The sequence below is a fragment of the Streptomyces bohaiensis genome (assembly GCF_012033785.1).
Taxonomy (GTDB): Bacteria; Actinomycetota; Actinomycetes; order Streptomycetales; family Streptomycetaceae; genus Streptomyces; species Streptomyces bohaiensis.
Genome location: NZ_JAAVJC010000012.1, coordinates 32,228 through 47,697, shown reverse-complemented (window position 1 = coordinate 47,697; position 15,470 = coordinate 32,228). Strand labels below are relative to the sequence as shown.

Here is a 15,470-nt window from a genome sequence, read left to right as displayed (position 1 = left end):
ACCGCCACCTCGGTGGTGGCGGCCGCCGGGCCCGGTGGCGCCGCGCCGGCGGGGCCGCAGCCGAGTTGCAGCGGTGACCGTCGCCGTGGTGACCGTCGCCGTGGTGCGGCGGTGGCCGTGGTGCGGCGGTGGCTGCGCCGTCGGTCAGCGGCCGAAGGCGAAGCCGTCCGCGCCGAAGCCGGCGAACGGGTTCTCCTCGTTGAGGTCGACCACCTCGGCGCCGTTCGGCGGCGTGAAGTAGAAGGTGCCGCCCGCGGGCTGCTCGTACCGGATGTGGGTGAACGCCACGTCGACCAGGTTGCGGTCGGGGCCGGCGACGGTGACGGCCAGCGGCAGCCCCGTCTCCGCGTCGACGGAGATCCGGACCGACTCCACGGTGCCGAACTCAGCTCCCTCGACCGGCTCGTGCGGGACGACCAGCAGCTGGTAGGCGTCCTGGCCGGCGATCCTCGCGGTGCCGTCCACGGTGATCTCGGCGTGTTCACCCGCGCCCGCCAGCACCTCCTGCGCCATCTGCTGCGGGGTGAGCGAGGCGAACTCCTCGTGCGCCTTCCCCCGCTGCCCGCCGTCCGTGCCGGCCTCGGACTTCTCGGCGTGCTCGGCGAGATCGGCGTGGTAGGCAATGTTGTCGGCGCTGTCGTACATCCAGACGTCACCGTCGTTGTGGATGACGCTCAGTTCCTCGTCGCCGTCGGCGACGACGAGCCGCTGCCGCTCCTCGCCGTCGAGTGCCACCTGGAGGGTGCTGTTGCCGGTGGCCAGCGAAGCGAGGCGGGCGGCCGGGCCGCCGAACTGCTCGGCGAACGAGCCGAGGGCGGGCACCTCGACACCCATGTCGACGCGGACGGTGCCGCTGAGCTGCTCGGTCTCGGACTCCGCGACCTTGACGAGCAGTTCCTCGGCGGAGAGCGCGGGAAGGTCCGGGCCGCCGTCGCTCGCCAGGGCCGGGTAGACGCCGGCTCCCACCAGCCCGACGCCGCACACCACCGAGCCCGCAACGACGGTTCGGCGGAGCTTCTTGTTCATGGCCATCTCTTCCCCATCTCCTCGGACCCTGCGATCCTTCCCGGTTTCCCGGGTCACTACCGATTTGATCGCGGATCGTCGGGAAAAACGTCGGCCCAGGGGTTGCTGTCGGACTCCTCCGCCGGTATGAGGCCGAGCCGTGACTGGGGCCGGGGCCCCTAGGGGAGCCCCCGAGCACCGGGGAGGCCGACCGCGCGCACCGGCACGGTGGCCCGCCTACCGGGCAGGGGGCGGGTGTCAGGGGCAGCGGCCGGGACGCGCCGCGCCCTCGGCAGCGGCCTGCCGGGCGGCGCCGGGTGGCGGCGGTCGACCTCAGGCACGTCCCCAGGCACGTCCCCGGCGGACGGCCCGCCGACGAGACCCCGCCCGGCGCGGCCACCGACCGGCGGCGGGACGACCGGGTCGCGCCGGTCGCACGGGTCGCGCCGGTTCAGACGGTCCGGTCCGCCACGGCGTCGCAGAGCCCGGCCAGCGCGGCCTTCGCCGGGATCTCCGGCAGCGGCGCCAGCGCCTCCCGCGCGGAGGCGGCGTACCGCAGCGCGTCCGCACGGGCCGAGGCCAGTGTCGGGTGGGCGCGCAGCCCCGCGAGGGCCTCGGCGTGGCGGGCGTCGTCGCTGAGGTCGGAGTCGAGCAGTTCCACCAGCGCGCGGTCCTCGGGGGAGCCGCCCTCGGCGGCCTGCTGCCGCAGCCGCAGCACGGTGAGGGTGTCGATGCCCTCCCGCAGGTCGGTGCCGGGCGTCTTCCCGGACTCGTGGGGATCGCCGGTGATGTCCAGGACATCGTCCGCGAGCTGGAACGCCACGCCGATCCGCTCGCCGAACTGCGTCAGGGTGTGGACGGTCGCCTCGTCCGCGCCGGAGAGCAGCGCGCCGAACCGGCCCGAGACGGCGATGAGCGAGCCGGTCTTGCCTGCGATGACCTCCAGGTGGTGGTCGACCGGGTCGTCACCGGGGCGCGGACCCGCCGTCTCCAGGATCTGGCCGGTCACCAGCCGCTCGAACGCCTCGGCCTGGATGCGGACCGCCTCGGGGCCGAGCCCCGCCACGATCGCCGACGCCCGCGAGAAGAGGAAGTCGCCGGTCAGCACCGCCACCGAGTTGTCCCAGCGGGCGTTGGCGCTCGGCACGCCCCGCCGCACCTCGGCCTCGTCCATCACGTCGTCGTGGTAGAGCGTCGCGAGGTGCGTCAGCTCCACCACCACCGCGGACGGCACCACGCCCGGCGCGTGCGGGTCGGCGAACTGCGCCGCCAGCATCACCAGCAGCGGCCGGAAACGCTTGCCGCCCGCACGCACCAGGTGCTGGGCGGTGTCGTTCAGGAACGGCACGTCGCTCTTGGTGGCCTCGACCAGGCCCGCCTCGACAGCGGTCAGCCCGGTCTGGAGATCTGCCTCCAGTGCCTGGTCCCGCACGCTCACCCCGAAGGGACCCACGACGGTCACGAGCGCTTCTCCTGTCTCCGGTGCCTTGTCCCAGGCAGGGTATCCGGTCGTCCGTCGATCACTGCCAGCGCGTACCCGGTCGCCACTGGGTCACGCCGCTCCCGTTCCCCGGGCCCCGCACGGCCGGTCGGAACCGGTCGCCGCGCGGCGGTCCGAGCCGGGCTACCGGGCCGTAGGGTATGGCCATGTCAGACGTGAGCCTGCCCGACGTGGCCGAGGACGACCTCTACGGCCCGGACAATCTGCCCTACGGCGTCTACACCACCGACGCCGCGCCCGACCGGCGCCGGATCGGCGTGCGGTACGGCTCCTGGGTGCTGGACGTGGGCGCCGCCGCCGCGGCCGCCGACCACCCGCGGGCCGAGGAGTTGTCGGCCCCCACGCTGAACCCGCTGCTGGCGGCCGGGCGGCCCGCCTGGCGCGAGGTGCGCGCCGCGGTCCGCGACTGGCTGACGGACGCCGGCCGTCGCGAACAGCTCGCCGCGGACGGCCTGTTGATGCCGCTGGACGCATCGGTGACGCTCCACCTGCCGTTCGAGGTCGCCGACTACGTCGACTTCTACGCCAGCGAGCACCACGCCTCCAACCTCGGCCGGATCTTCCGCCCGGACAGCGAGCCGCTGACCCCCAACTGGAAGCACATGCCGATCGGTTACCACGGGCGCGCCGGCACGGTCGTCGTCTCGGGAACCCCGGTGAAGCGGCCGAGCGGGCAGCGGAAGGCCCCGGACGCTCCGGCGCCGGAGTTCGGACCCTCGCGGCGGCTCGACATCGAGGCCGAGGTCGGCTTCGTCGTCGGCGGCGCCACCGAACCGGGCACCGCGGTGCCGCAGACCGCGCTGCGCGACCACGTCTTCGGGGTGTGCCTCCTCAACGACTGGTCGGCGCGCGACCTCCAGGCGTGGGAGTACGTGCCGCTGGGCCCGTTCCTCGGGAAGTCGTTCGCCACCTCCGTCTCCGCGTGGATCACCCCGCTGGACGCGCTGGACCACGCCCGCACCGAGCCGCCGGCGCGCAGCCACGACCTGCTGCCCTACCTGGCCGACGGCGACGGCAGCGGCGTCGAGGCGGCCGGGCTGGACCTGCGGATCACCGTCCGACTCAACGGTGAGGTCATCTCCGAGCCACCGTTCGCCGCCATGTACTGGACGGCGGCGCAGCAGCTGGCCCACATGACCGTCAACGGCGCGACGCTGCGCCCCGGCGATCTCTTCGGTTCGGGCACGGTCTCCGGCCCCGAGGTCGCCACCCGGGGCTGCCTGCTGGAGCTGACCTGGGCCGGTCGCGACCCGGTGGAGCTGAGCACCGGCAAGCGGACGTTCCTGGAGGACGGCGACGAGGTGACGCTGTCGGCCTGGGCGCCGGGGCCGAACGGCACCCGGATCGGCCTGGGCGAGGTCACCGGCCGGGTCACCCCGGCGGCCTGACCGGAAGCGGCACTGCGGGGCCGGGCGGCTGCTGCCGCCCGGCCCCGTGCTGCTCGGTGGGTACGGGAACCTCACGCAACCGTGCCCGGACCGCAACCGCCGCGCCCTAGGGTGGCGTGTACACCAACAAGTCAGGTATCGGCGTGACGCGGTACGGACCGGACACGGCGCGGGCGGGATTCCCCCTCCCCCGCGGTGCGCCGGTCACCGCCGTGCGCGCCGGCGGCCGGGAGCGGCCGAGCGGACGACGGGCGGACGCCCCCGGGGGACAGCTCGGGGCGGGCCCGCGAGGGGGCGAGGACTCATGCACCGAGGCAGGCACGGCATACAGCTGGGTGTGGCGACGGCCGCCGCGGCACTACTGCTCACCGGCTGCGGCAGCAGCGGCGAGGACAGCGGCGGCGGCTCCGCGAGCGGTGGCGGGGCCGACGGCGGGGCGCTGCGCGACATGATCACCGACCTTCGCGAGGCGCGCGACGCGTTCATGGTCTCGCCCGGCGAGGGGCTCGGCGAGGACGACGTCGACCTGGACGAGGTCGAGGGCTGGGACGACTGGCAGGACTGGGAGGACGACCCCGAGCCGTCGCCGGGGACCGACGCCGACGAGGACTCCGACACGGGCGGGGGCGGGGCCGAGCGCCGCGAGGAGGGCAACGGCGCCCTGGATGTCGGCGCCGAGATCCATGGCGTGTGGCAGGGCGCGGACAGCACCCTGTTCGGCGTCCTCTCCAGCCAGGAGTCCGGCACGGGCCTCGCCAACGCCTTCTTCGTCGACACCGCTTGGACGCTTCCCGACGGCACCCCGGTGGAGTGCGGCGGGCTGCTCTTCGGCAACGCGGAGGAGGGGTGGAGCAGTTTCCTCTTCTGCAACGACGAGGACGAGACGATGAAGACGGCCGAGTTGGTGCAGAAGGGCGACACCCTCGACGTCACCTGGGCCGAGGAGGACCGCACCGTCAGCCACGCCTGGATCGGTGACTGGGAGGACGCCGACGACGTGTAGCCGTGTCCGGTCGGCCCCTGGCCCCGCGCGGGGCCAGGGGCCGACCGCACGGGGGTCAGGCCGGGAAGCGACCCGACCTGACGCCATCGACGAACGACGCGAACGCGGGCACCGGCAACGCCAGCACCGGCCCGGCCACGTCCTTGGAGTCCCGCACGGGCACCAGCCCGTCCGAGACCGCGAGATTCACGGCAACCTCGACGCAGGCACCGCCGTTGCTGCTGTATGAGGACGTGTAGAACTGCGGTTCGGTCACGATGCCTACTCCTCCAGTACCTCTCGGATCATCGCCACGGAAGCCGCTTGTGAAAGGCACTCCGCCTGAAGCTGATGGTAGGCCGTGAGGAGTGGTTGAACCACCTTGAACTCTCGCTCAAGACGGCCCTCCTGGGCCGATTCGGCGTACGAGACAACGGCGCGGTCGGGAAGTGTCAGCAGGTAGACCGGGAGATCGAACGATCTCCGCTCCCCCAGCGTGTAGGGCGCAACCTGGACGATGCTGTGCGGACGCCCGGCGAAATCCAGCAGATGCCGCATCTGTTGGCCCATCACGTCGTGCCCGCCGACGACGCGGCGGAGGCAGCTCTCGTCCAGGACGATGTGGACCAAGGGAGCCGGCTCTCGGTTCAGCGAGTCTCGGCGACGTGCGAGAAGGGCGGTCCTCTCCTCTGCCTGGCGTTCGGTGATCGCTCCCCGCTGGACCGCGCCCGCGGTGATGGCGGCGGCGTACGGTGCGGTCTGCAGGAGCCCGGGAATGATGCCCAGTTCGAACAGTCGAATCTCCGACGCGTGCATCTCGTGGGAGACGTACTCGGGAAACCCCTCGAGGATGGCGCTCTCCCGCACGGACCGGCTCTGCCGCGCGAGTCGATCGCCCGTGCCGAGCGCGCGGTCGGCACTCGCCGCGAACCGTTTGGTTGGCGGACGTCGACCGGTTTCGACTGCGGATACGTGGGTGCCGGTGCACCCCATGCGTCGCCCCAGCTCGTCCTGCGTCCAGCCCCGCTCGTCCCGAAGGCCGCGTAACCGCTGGCCGAATGCTGCGGCAACCGAGGCGGCCGGGTCCAGATCCTTGCGATTCACGTGAACTCTCCGAGCATTTCGCGCAAGTTGAAGACAGCTGCACCCTAGGCCACGCTGACTCTCCTTGGTAGTGGATTCACTACGGAGAGGAACTGGTGTGTGCGTCTGGGATACGCGAGAGGGCTGGCATCGCTGTGGTCGAGCGGTGCCGGCAGACGGCGCGAGCCGTGAGGCAGCGGACTCGCCGTTGAGTGAACTGTTGAAGCGCACGGCCGTACTGCGGCGCGAGATCGATGCGCACCTCCGGTCGCTGGGCAGGCGGGGGAGACCGGTGACCGGCTGCTGCCTGGCCCGGCCCGCCTGCTGCCCCGGCTACTGGGCGGAGGTGGTGGTGCGCTCACCGGACGCCCACGCCGAGTGGTACGTGGACGGCACATGGTCAGCGACGCCCGACGAGGCGTTGGCGTGGCTGCCCCACCGGGCGGAGCGCCTCGCGTCGGTACTGGAAGCCGTCCCGGCGGCACATCGACCGGACACGGGCCCGGCCGAACCTGCCTCGCCGGTCGCCGCGGTGCTGCGCGACTGGGCGGCCGACGCTGCGTTCCGCCGGGTGCAGCGCGACGCGCTGGCAGCCGGGGCGCCGGTCAGTGCCAACGCCATCGGCCCGGACCGGTTCCACGGCGGCGCGTCGGTGGAAGTGCTGTACTCCCTGTCGGCCAGGCCGGTACCGCTGCGGAGCCGTGCGCAGGCTCCGCCTGCTGTGCCTGCGCCGCGCGGGGGGTGACGCGCTCGTCAGGCAGGTGCGCCGGGGGGCGGGGTCCCGTCGCCGCGCGGGGTGGCGTCCTGGCGCGGCAGGATGCGCCGCAGGATGTCGGTGACGGTGAGCACGCCGACGCTGCGGCCCTCGTCCACCGCCACCGCCAACTGCTCGCCGGCGGCCCGCATCCGGGAGAGCGCCTCGTAGACCGGGAGGTCGGCGTCGAGCGTCAGTACCGTGCGGGTGAAGGCGTCCACCGGACGGTCGGCCGGTTCCAGCAGCACGTCCCGGACGTGGACGAGTCGCGGCACCCCCGCGTCGCCCGACTCGACCAGGATGCGCATGTGGGCGGAGCGGGAGGCGGCCTCCCACACGTCGCCCACGACCGCGCCGGCGGGCACCGCGGTGGTGCCGCGCCGGGCGGGCAGCAGGTCGCCGACGCGCAGCTCCTGGAGGTCCAGGACGTCGGCGAGTTGAGCGCTGTCGCCTGGTTCGAGCGTGCCGACGGAGGCGGAGTGCTCGACCAGGTGCCGGATGGTGTCGATGTCGCGCCCACCCGCGGCGGCACGGTCGGTCGGAGTGACACCGCTCGCCGCGACCAGCCGGTTGGCCATCGTGTTGATCCAGCGCAGCAGCGGCCGCAGCAGTCGGGCGAGCGCCCGGGACGGCAGGCCCACCAGGACGGCGGCGCGTTCCGGGTGCGCGATCGCCCACGACTTGGGCGCCATCTCGCCGATGACGAGGTGCAGGAACGTCACGAAGAACAGTGAGAGGCCGAACGCGGCGCTGTCGGCGGCCCACCCCGGCAGCCCCCACGAGCCCAGCACGGGACCCAGCCAGTGGTCGAGCGCCGGCTTGGTGAGGGCCCCGAGAGCGAAGGTGCAGGCGGTGATGCCGAGCTGCGCCACGGCAAGCATGACGGTCAGCTCGTGCACACCCCTCAGGGCCGCGCGCGCGGCACGGCTCTCCGGTGCCATGGCTTCCAACCTGTGGCGCCGCGCGCCGAGCAGCGCGAACTCGATGATGACGAAGAAGGCGCTCAGCACGATCACGAACACGGTGGCGACGGTCACGAACAGCGGGTTCATCGCTCTTCCTCCCCGGACGTCCCCAGCGGCCCCGAGGAGCCCCCGGCGCCCTCGACGCCCCCGGCGCCGCCCCGGTCCTCCACCACGCGCACCCGGAGGGAGCTCGGCACGTGGCGCGCGACGTCGAGCACCTGCGCCTCCAGAAGTCGGCGCACCGGTTCCTCCAGTACCAGTTCGGCGGGGTCCTCGGGCAGCGGGACGCGCACGGTCTCGCCGGGCTGCGGGAGCGCCCCGAGGTGGGTGATGAGCAGACCGGCGAGGGTCTCGTACTCGCCTGCGGGCAGTGTCCGGCCGATGGCCCGGCCCACCTCGTCCAGCGGGGTGTCGCCGTCGATGCGCCACCCGTCGTCCTCCGGCACGACGGCGGCCGGTGGCCCGGGGTCGTGCTCGTCGGAGATGTCGCCGATCAGCTCCTCCGCCAGGTCCTCGACCGTCAGGATCCCGGCGAAGTCTCCGTACTCGTCCAGGACGCAGCCGAGTTGCTCCCGGGACCGCGCCATCTCCGCCAGCGCGTCCGGGAGCGGCATCAGCACCGGCAGCAACAGCGCGGGCCGCATCACGCTTCTCACCGGCGCCTCGTCGGTGGGGCGCCGGCGCAGCAGGTCGACGAGGTGGACCACTCCGAGCGGTTCGCCGTTCGCGTCGATCACCGGGTAACGGCTGTGCGCCCGTGCCATCAGCGCACGCACCTCGGCGACGCTGGTGGCCGGGGCCACCGTGTCGACACGGGCACGGGGCACCATCGCGTGCTCGACGGACCGTTCCGGGAAGTCGAGGACGCGGTCCACCAGCAGCGACAGGTCGGCCGGCAGGTCCCCGCTCTCCCGCGAGTCGGAGACGGCGTGCCGCAGGTCCTCCCGGGTGGCGCTGGTGTCCAGGTCGTGCACCGGCTCGATCCGCAGCAGCCGCAGGAAGGCGTTGGCCGCGTGGTCGAACACGGTGATCAGCCAGCCGCACGCCGCCAGATAGAGCAGGGTGGACGGCGCGAGCGCTCGCGCCAGCGGCTCCGGAGCGGCGATGGCGAGGTTCTTCGGGTACAACTCACCGAAGATCATCTGCACCACCGTCGCCGCCACGAGCGCCACCACCGTGCCGACGGAGACACCGAGGGCCACCGGCATGCCCACCCCGCCCAGCAGCACGCCGATCGAGCCGCCAACGAGGGGCTCCGCCACGAAGCCGACGAGCAGGCCCGTGACGGTGATGCCGAGCTGCGCACCGGAGAGCATGAACGAGGTGCGCCGGGTGACCCGCAGCGCGCGGCGGGCCGACGTGTCGCCGGCGTCCGCGCGGGCGCCGAGACGCTCCCGGTCGACGGACATGTAGGCGAATTCCTGCGCGACGAAGTAGCCGTTCGCCGCGATGATCACCAGCATCACCACGACGCCGAGCAGCCCGGTCAACACCGCTTGGGTCACGTCCGGTTCACCTCACGCAGAGCTACAGGCAGCTGCCGGCCAGGACGGCGTCCGAGCCGGTGGCAGCGCCGCGAGCGGGTCGACGACGCGGCACGGGACTCGGTGCTGATGCCCCACAGTAGGCCGTTCATCCGCCGGACCCCGGGATGCGCCGGGGTTGCCCGCGTCGTGGTCGCCCGGCCGGGCGACCGCCGGGTTCCGGCCGGGGACCCGCCGTCGTCGCACGGAGTAGGGCAGAGTACGGAGTGCGGCACTCGGCCGCACGGCAGGACCGGGCCCCGGTGCTGCCCCGACGTCCACGACCGGCCCGCGCCGAGCGGGCGGGGATGTGAGAGGGAGACCATGAAGATACGTCTGGCCGGACCGGCGTTGGCCGCCGCAGTCATGCTGCTGGCCGCCGGCTGCGGGAGCAGCGACGACTCCTCCGACGACGCGGCCACCGAGGAGACGGGCGCCTCCGAGCAGGAGGGCGACGACGGCGCCGGTGCCGACGAGGACGGCGCGGACGACGCGGCAGGCGGCGAGACCGGGGCCATCGCGGGCATCTGGGGCAGCGTCTCCGGTCAGGACACCCTGCTCCAGATCGGTGACGACGGCCTCGCCACCCTGCTCACCGCCGACGACGCCTGCCTCGGCGGCGCGCAGTCGATGGGCGACCACTCGATGATCAGCCTCCAGTGCTCCGTCGCGACGGGGTACTCCAGCGGTGAGGCCACGCTGAACGGCGAGGCGCTCACCGTCGGTTGGGAGAGCGGCGAGACGGTCTACGAGCGGATCGCGGACCAGGCGGTGGACCTCGCCGAGCTGAACCTGGGCGAGCTCGGCCTGGAGGAGCTGGAAGGCATCGACCTCGACAACATCGACTTCGAGGGCTTCGACATCGACGAGCTGGAGTCGCTCCTGCCGGGCAGCATCGCGGGCCCGGGCGACGACGACTGACCTGCCACGCCCCGCGACGCCGCGCGCCTGACGTCCGGCACGCGGAACGGGCCGGCACCGCCTCCTGAGGAGGGGTACCGGCCCGTTCGTCGTGACCAGGGCCCGGCCGGAGGCCGGGGGCGGCTCAGCGGACGAACACGCCCGCCTGGCCGGCCAGGTCGAGGAAGTACTGCGGCGCGACGCCGAGGACGATCGTCGCCGCGGCGGCGACACCCAGCATCGAGGTGGTCATCGGGCTGGGGACGACCACCGAGGGCCCGTCCTCCTGCGGCTCGCTGAAGAACATCAGCACGATGACGCGGACGTAGAAGAACGCCGCGATCGCCGAGGCGATCACACCGACGATGACCAGCCCCATCGCGCCCGCGTCCGCCGCGGCGCTGAACACCGCGAACTTCCCCGCGAACCCGGAGGTCAGCGGGATACCCGCGAACGCCAGCAGGAACAGCGCGAAGACACCCGCGAGCAGCGGCGAACGGCGCCCGAGACCCGCCCACTTGGAGAGGTGGGTGGCTTCGCCGTCACCGTCGCGCACCAGCGTGACCACGGCGAACGCGCCGAGCGTCACGAAGGAGTACGCCGCCAGGTAGAACAGCACCGAGGAGACGCCGTCCTCGCTGAGCGCCAGCACACCGGCGAGGATGAAGCCGGCGTGGGCGATCGAGGAGTAGGCGAGCAGCCGCTTCACGTCGGTCTGGGTGATGGCGATGACGGCGCCGGCCAGCATCGAGGCGATGGCGACACCCCACAGCACCGGCTCCCAGTCCCACCGCATGCCCGGCAGCACCACGTACAGCAGCCGCAGCAGCGCGCCGAAGGCGGCGACCTTGGTGGCGGCGGCCATGAAGCCGGTCACCGGGGTCGGGGCGCCCTGGTAGACGTCCGGCGTCCACATGTGGAACGGGACGGCGCCGACCTTGAACAGCAGGCCCATGACGACCAGCGCGCCGCCGATCAGCAGGTAGGCGTCGTTGCCCATCGTGGCGGCCAGGCCCGGGTCCACCGCCGGCGGGGCGCCGGAGATGACGTCGGCGATGCCCGCGTAGGAGAGGGTGCCGGCGTAGCCGTAGAGCAGCGCGATACCGAAGAGCAGGAACGCCGAGGCGAAGGCGCCCAGCAGGAAGTACTTGACCGCGGCCTCCTGCGACAGCAGCCGCCGGCGCCGGGAGAGGGCGCACAGCAGGTACAGCGGCAGGGAGAGGACCTCCAGCGCGATGAAGAGCAGCAGCAGGTCGTTGGCGGCGGGGAAGAGCAGCATGCCGCCGAGGGCGAACAGCATCAGCGGGAAGATCTCGGTGGTGGTGTAACCGGACTTCACCGCCAGCTTCTCCGCGGTGCCGCCGGGCACCGCCGCCGCCTGCGCGGCGAAGGAGTCCACGGCGCGGCCGTGCTCGGCCGGCTCCAGCCGGCGTTCCGCGAAGAGGAACACCGAGACGAACCCGACGAGGATCAGGACGCCCTGGAGGAACAGCGCCGGGCCGTCCACGGCCAGCGCGCCCATGCCGGCGACCTGCGCCTGCGTGCTCGCGTGCCCGTCGGCGGCCAGCCCGACGACGGCGGCGAACGCCGTCGCCAGCGCCAGTACGGCGATCACCACCTGGGTGCCGTAGCGGTAGCGGCGGGGCGCGAACGCCTCGACGAGCACGCCGACGACGGCGGCTCCCACCACGATCAGCGTCGGGGAGAGCGCGACCCACTCGAACTGCGGGGTCTCCAGCACCCCCTGCGCGTGCGTCCAGCTGTTCACTGTGCTGTCTCCTCGTATCCCCCGCCGATGCGGCGGCTCGGGTCACGGTCGCGGCTGGTCTCCCGGATGCGCGATGTCATCGGCGGGCCTCCAGTTCCGGCTCGGGGTCGCTCTCACCGACGTCGGAGAGGGTGTGCTGGACCGCGGGGTCGACGATGTCGGTGAGCGGCCGGGGGAAGACACCGAGGAAGATCAGCATCGCGATCAGCGGTGCCACCACGGCGAGTTCACGCGGACGAAGGTCCGGCATCCGGGACAGCTCGGGCCGCACCGGCCCGGTCATGGTGCGCTGGTACAGGATCAGCACGTACAGCGCGGCGAGGACGATGCCGGCGCAGGCGACGATGCCCGCCACCGGGTACCGGGTGAACGTGCCCACCAGCACCAGGAACTCGCTGACGAACGGCCCGGTGCCGGGGAGCGACAGCGTCGCCAGTCCGCCGATGAGGAAGGTGCCCGCCAGGATCGGCGCGGTCTTCTGCACCCCGCCGTAGTCGGCGATGAGGCGGGAGCCGCGGCGGGTGATGAGGAACCCGGCGACCAGCATCAGCGCGGCGGTGGCGATGCCGTGGTTGACCATGTACAGCGTCGCGCCGGTCTGGCCCTGGCTGGTCATCGCGAAGATGCCCAGGATGATGAAGCCGAAGTGGCTGATCGACGCGTAGGCGATCAGGCGCTTCATGTCGCGCTGGCCGAGCGCCAGCAGGGCGCCGTAGATGATGGAGATCAGCGCCAGCACGATCACCACCGGCGTCGCCCAGGCGCTCGCCTCGGGGAAAAGCCCCAGGCAGAAGCGCAGCATCGCGAAGGTGCCGACCTTGTCGACCACCGCGGTGATGAGCACGGCGACGGGGGCGGTCGACTCGCCCATCGCGTTGGGGAGCCAGGTGTGGACCGGCCACAGCGGCGCCTTGATGGCGAAGGCGATGAAGAAGCCCAGGAACAGGAAGCGTTCGGTGTTCTGCGCGAAGGTCAGCTCGCCGGAGGCGCGCGCCTCGGCGATCGCCTGGAGCGAGAAGGTGCTGCCGCCCGGGAGGTCCGCGGTGGCGACGTACAGGCCGATGACCGCGGCCAGCATGATGAGGCCGCCGGCCAGGTTGTAGAGCAGGAACTTCACGGCCGCGTAGGTCCGCTGCTTGGCCTGCCCGCTCTCCGAGTGCTCCCCGGCGCGGTCGCCGAAGCCACCGATGAGGAAGTACATCGGGATGAGCATCGCTTCGAAGAAGATGTAGAAGAGGAAGATGTCGGTCGCGACGAACGACATCACCACCATGGCCTCGACCATGAGGATCAGGGCGAAGAAGCCCTGGGTGGGCCGCCAGCGCTTCCCGGCGGGGGTCTCCCCCTCCTTGGGGTCGGCGTCGTTCCAGCCGGCGCCGATGAGGAACGGGATGAGTACCGCGGTCAGCGCCACCAGCGCGACGGCGATGCCGTCCACGCCCAGTTCGTAGCGGACGCCGAACGCCGGGATCCACGCGTGGGACTCGGTCAACTGGTAGCGGTCGCCGCCCGGTTCGAACCGGACGAGCACCAGGATCGCGAGTACGGCGGTGACCAGCGAGGCGGTCAGGGCGACCCACTTGGCGAGGGTGCGCCGCGCCGAGGGGACGGCGGCGGTGGCGACCGCGCCGATGGCGGGCGCCAGCACCGTGGCCGTCAGCAGGGGAAATGACATGAGTTAGACCGCCCTCATCAGCAGGGTCACGGCAATGAGGATCGCCGCACCGCCGAACATCGAAGCCGCGTAGCTGCGCGCGAAGCCGTTCTGCACCTTCCGCAGCCGCCCGGAGAGTCCGCCGAAGCCCGCGGCGGTGCCGTTGACGACACCGTCCACCAGCTTGTGGTCGACGTAGACGAGCCCGCGGGTGAGGTAGCTGCCGGGGGTGACGAACGCGGCGTGGTTGAAGTCGTCCTGCAGCAGGTCGCGGCGGGCGGCCCGCGTGATCCAGACGCCGGTCGGGGCGACCTCGGGGATCGGGCGGCGCCCGTACTGGAACCAGGCCGCGCCGACGCCGACGAGCATCAGCACCGTCGCCAGCACGGAGACCATGCCGTGACTGACCGGGGAGTTCCCGTCGGCGGTGGCGACCACCGGCGACAGCCAGTCGACGAACGAGTGGTTGAGGTTGAAGACGAAGCCGGCGCCCACCGACCCGACGGCCAGCACGATCATCGGCACCGTCATCGACAGCGGCGACTCGTGCGGGTGGGGGTCGTTGCCCTCGGCGTCCTTCACCCAGCGCTTCTCACCGAAGAAGGTCATCAGCATGATCCGCGTCATGTAGTACGCGGTGAGCGCCGCTCCCAGCAGGGTGACGCCACCGAGGATCCAGCCCTCGGCGCCGCCCTTCCCGAAGGCCGCGTAGATGATCTCGTCCTTGGAGAAGAAGCCCGAGAGGTAGGGGAAGCCGATGATGGCGAGGTAGCCCAGCCCGAAGGTCACGAAGGTGACGGGCATGTACTTCCGGAGCCCGCCGTAGCGCCGCATGTCGACCTCGTCGTTCATGCCGTGCATGACCGAACCGGCGCCGAGGAACAGCCCGGCCTTGAAGAAGCCGTGGGTCACCAGGTGCATGATGGCGAAGACGTAGCCGATCGGGCCGAGCCCGGCCGCCAGCATCATGTAGCCGATCTGCGACATCGTCGACCCGGCGAGGGCCTTCTTGATGTCGTCCTTGGCGCAACCGACGATCGCGCCGAACAGCAGGGTGACGGCGCCGACGACGACGACCACGGTCTGCGCGGCGGGCGCGCCGTCGAAGACGGCGCCGGAGCGGACGACCAGGTAGACGCCGGCGGTGACCATCGTCGCGGCGTGGATCAGGGCCGAGACCGGGGTCGGGCCCTCCATCGCGTCGCCCAGCCAGGACTGGAGCGGCACCTGCGCCGACTTGCCGCAGGCGGCGAGCAGCAGCATCAGCCCGATGGCGGTCAGCGTGCCCTCGCTCGCCTGCTCCGCGGTGGACAGCACCGGGGAGAACGCGAAGGTACCGAAGGTGGAGAACATCAGGAAGATCGCGATCGCCAGACCGACGTCGCCGACGCGGTTGACCACGAACGCCTTCTTCGCCGCCGTCGCCGCGCTCGGCTTGTGCTGCCAGAAGCCGATCAGCAGGAACGAGGCGAGGCCCACGCCCTCCCAACCGACGTACAGCAGCAGGTAGTTGTCGGCGAGGACGAGGATCAGCATCGCCGCGAGGAACAGGTTCAGATAGGCGAAGAACCTGCGCCGCCGCACGTCGTGCTCCATGTAACCCACCGAGTAGAGGTGGATCAGGGTGCCGACCGAGGTGATCAGCAGCACGAACGTCATCGACAACTGGTCGAGCTGGAAGGCGATGTCCGCCTGGAACCCGCTCACCGGCACCCAGCTGTACAGGTGTTGGCTCAGGGCCCGGTCACCACCGTCCCGGCCGAGCATGTCGACGAAGAGCACCACGGCCAGGGCGAAGGAGAGCGCGGCCAGGCCGGTTGCCAGCCAGTGGCCGAACCGGTCGAGGCGGCGACCGCCCACGAGCAGCAGCGCCGCGCCCAGCAGCGGTGCCGCGACGAGCAGTCCGATCAACGATTCCACTGGTAACTCCACATTCTTCCGCTGGCC

Annotated in this window: 13 protein-coding genes; 4 read left to right on the top strand and 9 right to left on the bottom strand. The window is 72.1% G+C overall.

Annotated elements, in window-relative coordinates; translation table 11 throughout:
• Positions 1-144: 144 nt before the first annotated feature.
• Together HCN52_RS03310 and HCN52_RS03305 are read right to left on the bottom strand one after the other, a co-directional pair.
• The gene (locus HCN52_RS03310) at positions 145-1,032 is read right to left on the bottom strand and encodes a LolA family protein (protein ID WP_168086822.1); all 888 of its coding nucleotides are present in this window, start codon (positions 1,030-1,032) and stop codon (positions 145-147) included.
• A gap of 424 nt (positions 1,033-1,456) precedes the next feature.
• A complete protein-coding gene (locus HCN52_RS03305; RefSeq protein ID WP_168086821.1) occupies positions 1,457-2,467 on the bottom strand; it encodes a polyprenyl synthetase family protein in 1,011 nt (336 codons plus the stop codon).
• 185 nt (positions 2,468-2,652) lie between these two features.
• On the opposite strand from HCN52_RS03305, the gene fahA reads away from it, so the two are divergent.
• Complete coding sequence (fahA, locus tag HCN52_RS03300; protein ID WP_168086820.1) at positions 2,653-3,894, top strand: fumarylacetoacetase; 1,242 nt, start codon at positions 2,653-2,655, stop codon at positions 3,892-3,894.
• A gap of 337 nt (positions 3,895-4,231) precedes the next feature.
• Positions 4,232-4,897 carry a hypothetical protein gene (locus tag HCN52_RS03295; protein WP_168086819.1) on the top strand — a complete coding sequence of 222 codons (666 nt, stop codon included), beginning with the start codon at positions 4,232-4,234 and terminating at the stop codon, positions 4,895-4,897.
• A gap of 55 nt (positions 4,898-4,952) precedes the next feature.
• Here HCN52_RS03295 and HCN52_RS03290 read toward each other — a convergent pair whose 3' ends face one another.
• Positions 4,953-5,156 carry a DUF397 domain-containing protein gene (locus HCN52_RS03290; protein WP_168086830.1) on the bottom strand — a complete coding sequence of 68 codons (204 nt, stop codon included), beginning with the start codon at positions 5,154-5,156 and terminating at the stop codon, positions 4,953-4,955.
• Between the two features lie 2 nt (positions 5,157-5,158).
• On the bottom strand, positions 5,159-5,980 hold the full coding sequence (locus HCN52_RS03285) for a helix-turn-helix domain-containing protein (protein WP_168086818.1): 822 nt from the start codon (positions 5,978-5,980) through the stop codon (positions 5,159-5,161).
• Positions 5,981-6,167: 187 nt separating this feature from the next.
• On the opposite strand from HCN52_RS03285, the gene HCN52_RS03280 reads away from it, so the two are divergent.
• Positions 6,168-6,704 carry a hypothetical protein gene (locus HCN52_RS03280; protein WP_168086817.1) on the top strand — a complete coding sequence of 179 codons (537 nt, stop codon included), beginning with the start codon at positions 6,168-6,170 and terminating at the stop codon, positions 6,702-6,704.
• Between the two features lie 8 nt (positions 6,705-6,712).
• On the opposite strand, the gene HCN52_RS03275 is transcribed toward HCN52_RS03280, so the two are convergent.
• A complete protein-coding gene (locus tag HCN52_RS03275) occupies positions 6,713-7,765 on the bottom strand; it encodes a CNNM domain-containing protein (protein WP_168086816.1) in 1,053 nt (350 codons plus the stop codon).
• Entirely contained in the window at positions 7,762-9,183 is a 1,422-nt protein-coding gene (locus HCN52_RS03270) for a hemolysin family protein (RefSeq protein ID WP_168086815.1), read from the bottom strand. The genes HCN52_RS03275 and HCN52_RS03270 overlap by 4 nt, the downstream gene beginning before the upstream one ends.
• 342 nt (positions 9,184-9,525) lie before the next feature.
• Between HCN52_RS03270 and HCN52_RS03265 the strand changes: the two genes are divergently transcribed.
• Positions 9,526-10,122, top strand: coding sequence for a hypothetical protein (locus HCN52_RS03265; protein WP_168086814.1), 597 nt, complete (start codon positions 9,526-9,528; stop codon positions 10,120-10,122).
• Positions 10,123-10,246: 124 nt separating this feature from the next.
• Here the strand turns inward: HCN52_RS03265 and nuoN are convergent, their stop codons facing one another.
• From nuoN to nuoL, 3 genes are all read right to left on the bottom strand, one after another.
• Positions 10,247-11,869, bottom strand: coding sequence for an NADH-quinone oxidoreductase subunit NuoN (nuoN, locus tag HCN52_RS03260; RefSeq protein ID WP_312876510.1), 1,623 nt, complete (start codon positions 11,867-11,869; stop codon positions 10,247-10,249).
• A 76-nt stretch (positions 11,870-11,945) separates the two neighbouring features.
• Positions 11,946-13,544: an NADH-quinone oxidoreductase subunit M gene (locus HCN52_RS03255; RefSeq protein ID WP_168086813.1), complete on the bottom strand. Its 1,599-nt coding sequence runs from the start codon at positions 13,542-13,544 to the stop codon at positions 11,946-11,948.
• A 3-nt stretch (positions 13,545-13,547) separates the two neighbouring features.
• The gene (nuoL, locus tag HCN52_RS03250) at positions 13,548-15,443 is read right to left on the bottom strand and encodes an NADH-quinone oxidoreductase subunit L (RefSeq protein WP_168086812.1); all 1,896 of its coding nucleotides are present in this window, start codon (positions 15,441-15,443) and stop codon (positions 13,548-13,550) included.
• Between the last annotated feature and the right edge of the window lie 27 nt (positions 15,444-15,470).

Coding starts and splice junctions, on each gene's coding strand:
- HCN52_RS03310 (WP_168086822.1), bottom strand. CDS start 1,032: ATGGCCATGAACAAGAAGCTCCGCCGAACCGTCGTTGCGGGCTCGGTG.
- HCN52_RS03265 (WP_168086814.1), top strand. CDS start 9,526: ATGAAGATACGTCTGGCCGGACCGGCGTTGGCCGCCGCAGTCATGCTG.
- HCN52_RS03255 (WP_168086813.1), bottom strand. CDS start 13,544: ATGTCATTTCCCCTGCTGACGGCCACGGTGCTGGCGCCCGCCATCGGC.
- fahA (WP_168086820.1), top strand. CDS start 2,653: ATGTCAGACGTGAGCCTGCCCGACGTGGCCGAGGACGACCTCTACGGC.
- HCN52_RS03275 (WP_168086816.1), bottom strand. CDS start 7,765: ATGAACCCGCTGTTCGTGACCGTCGCCACCGTGTTCGTGATCGTGCTG.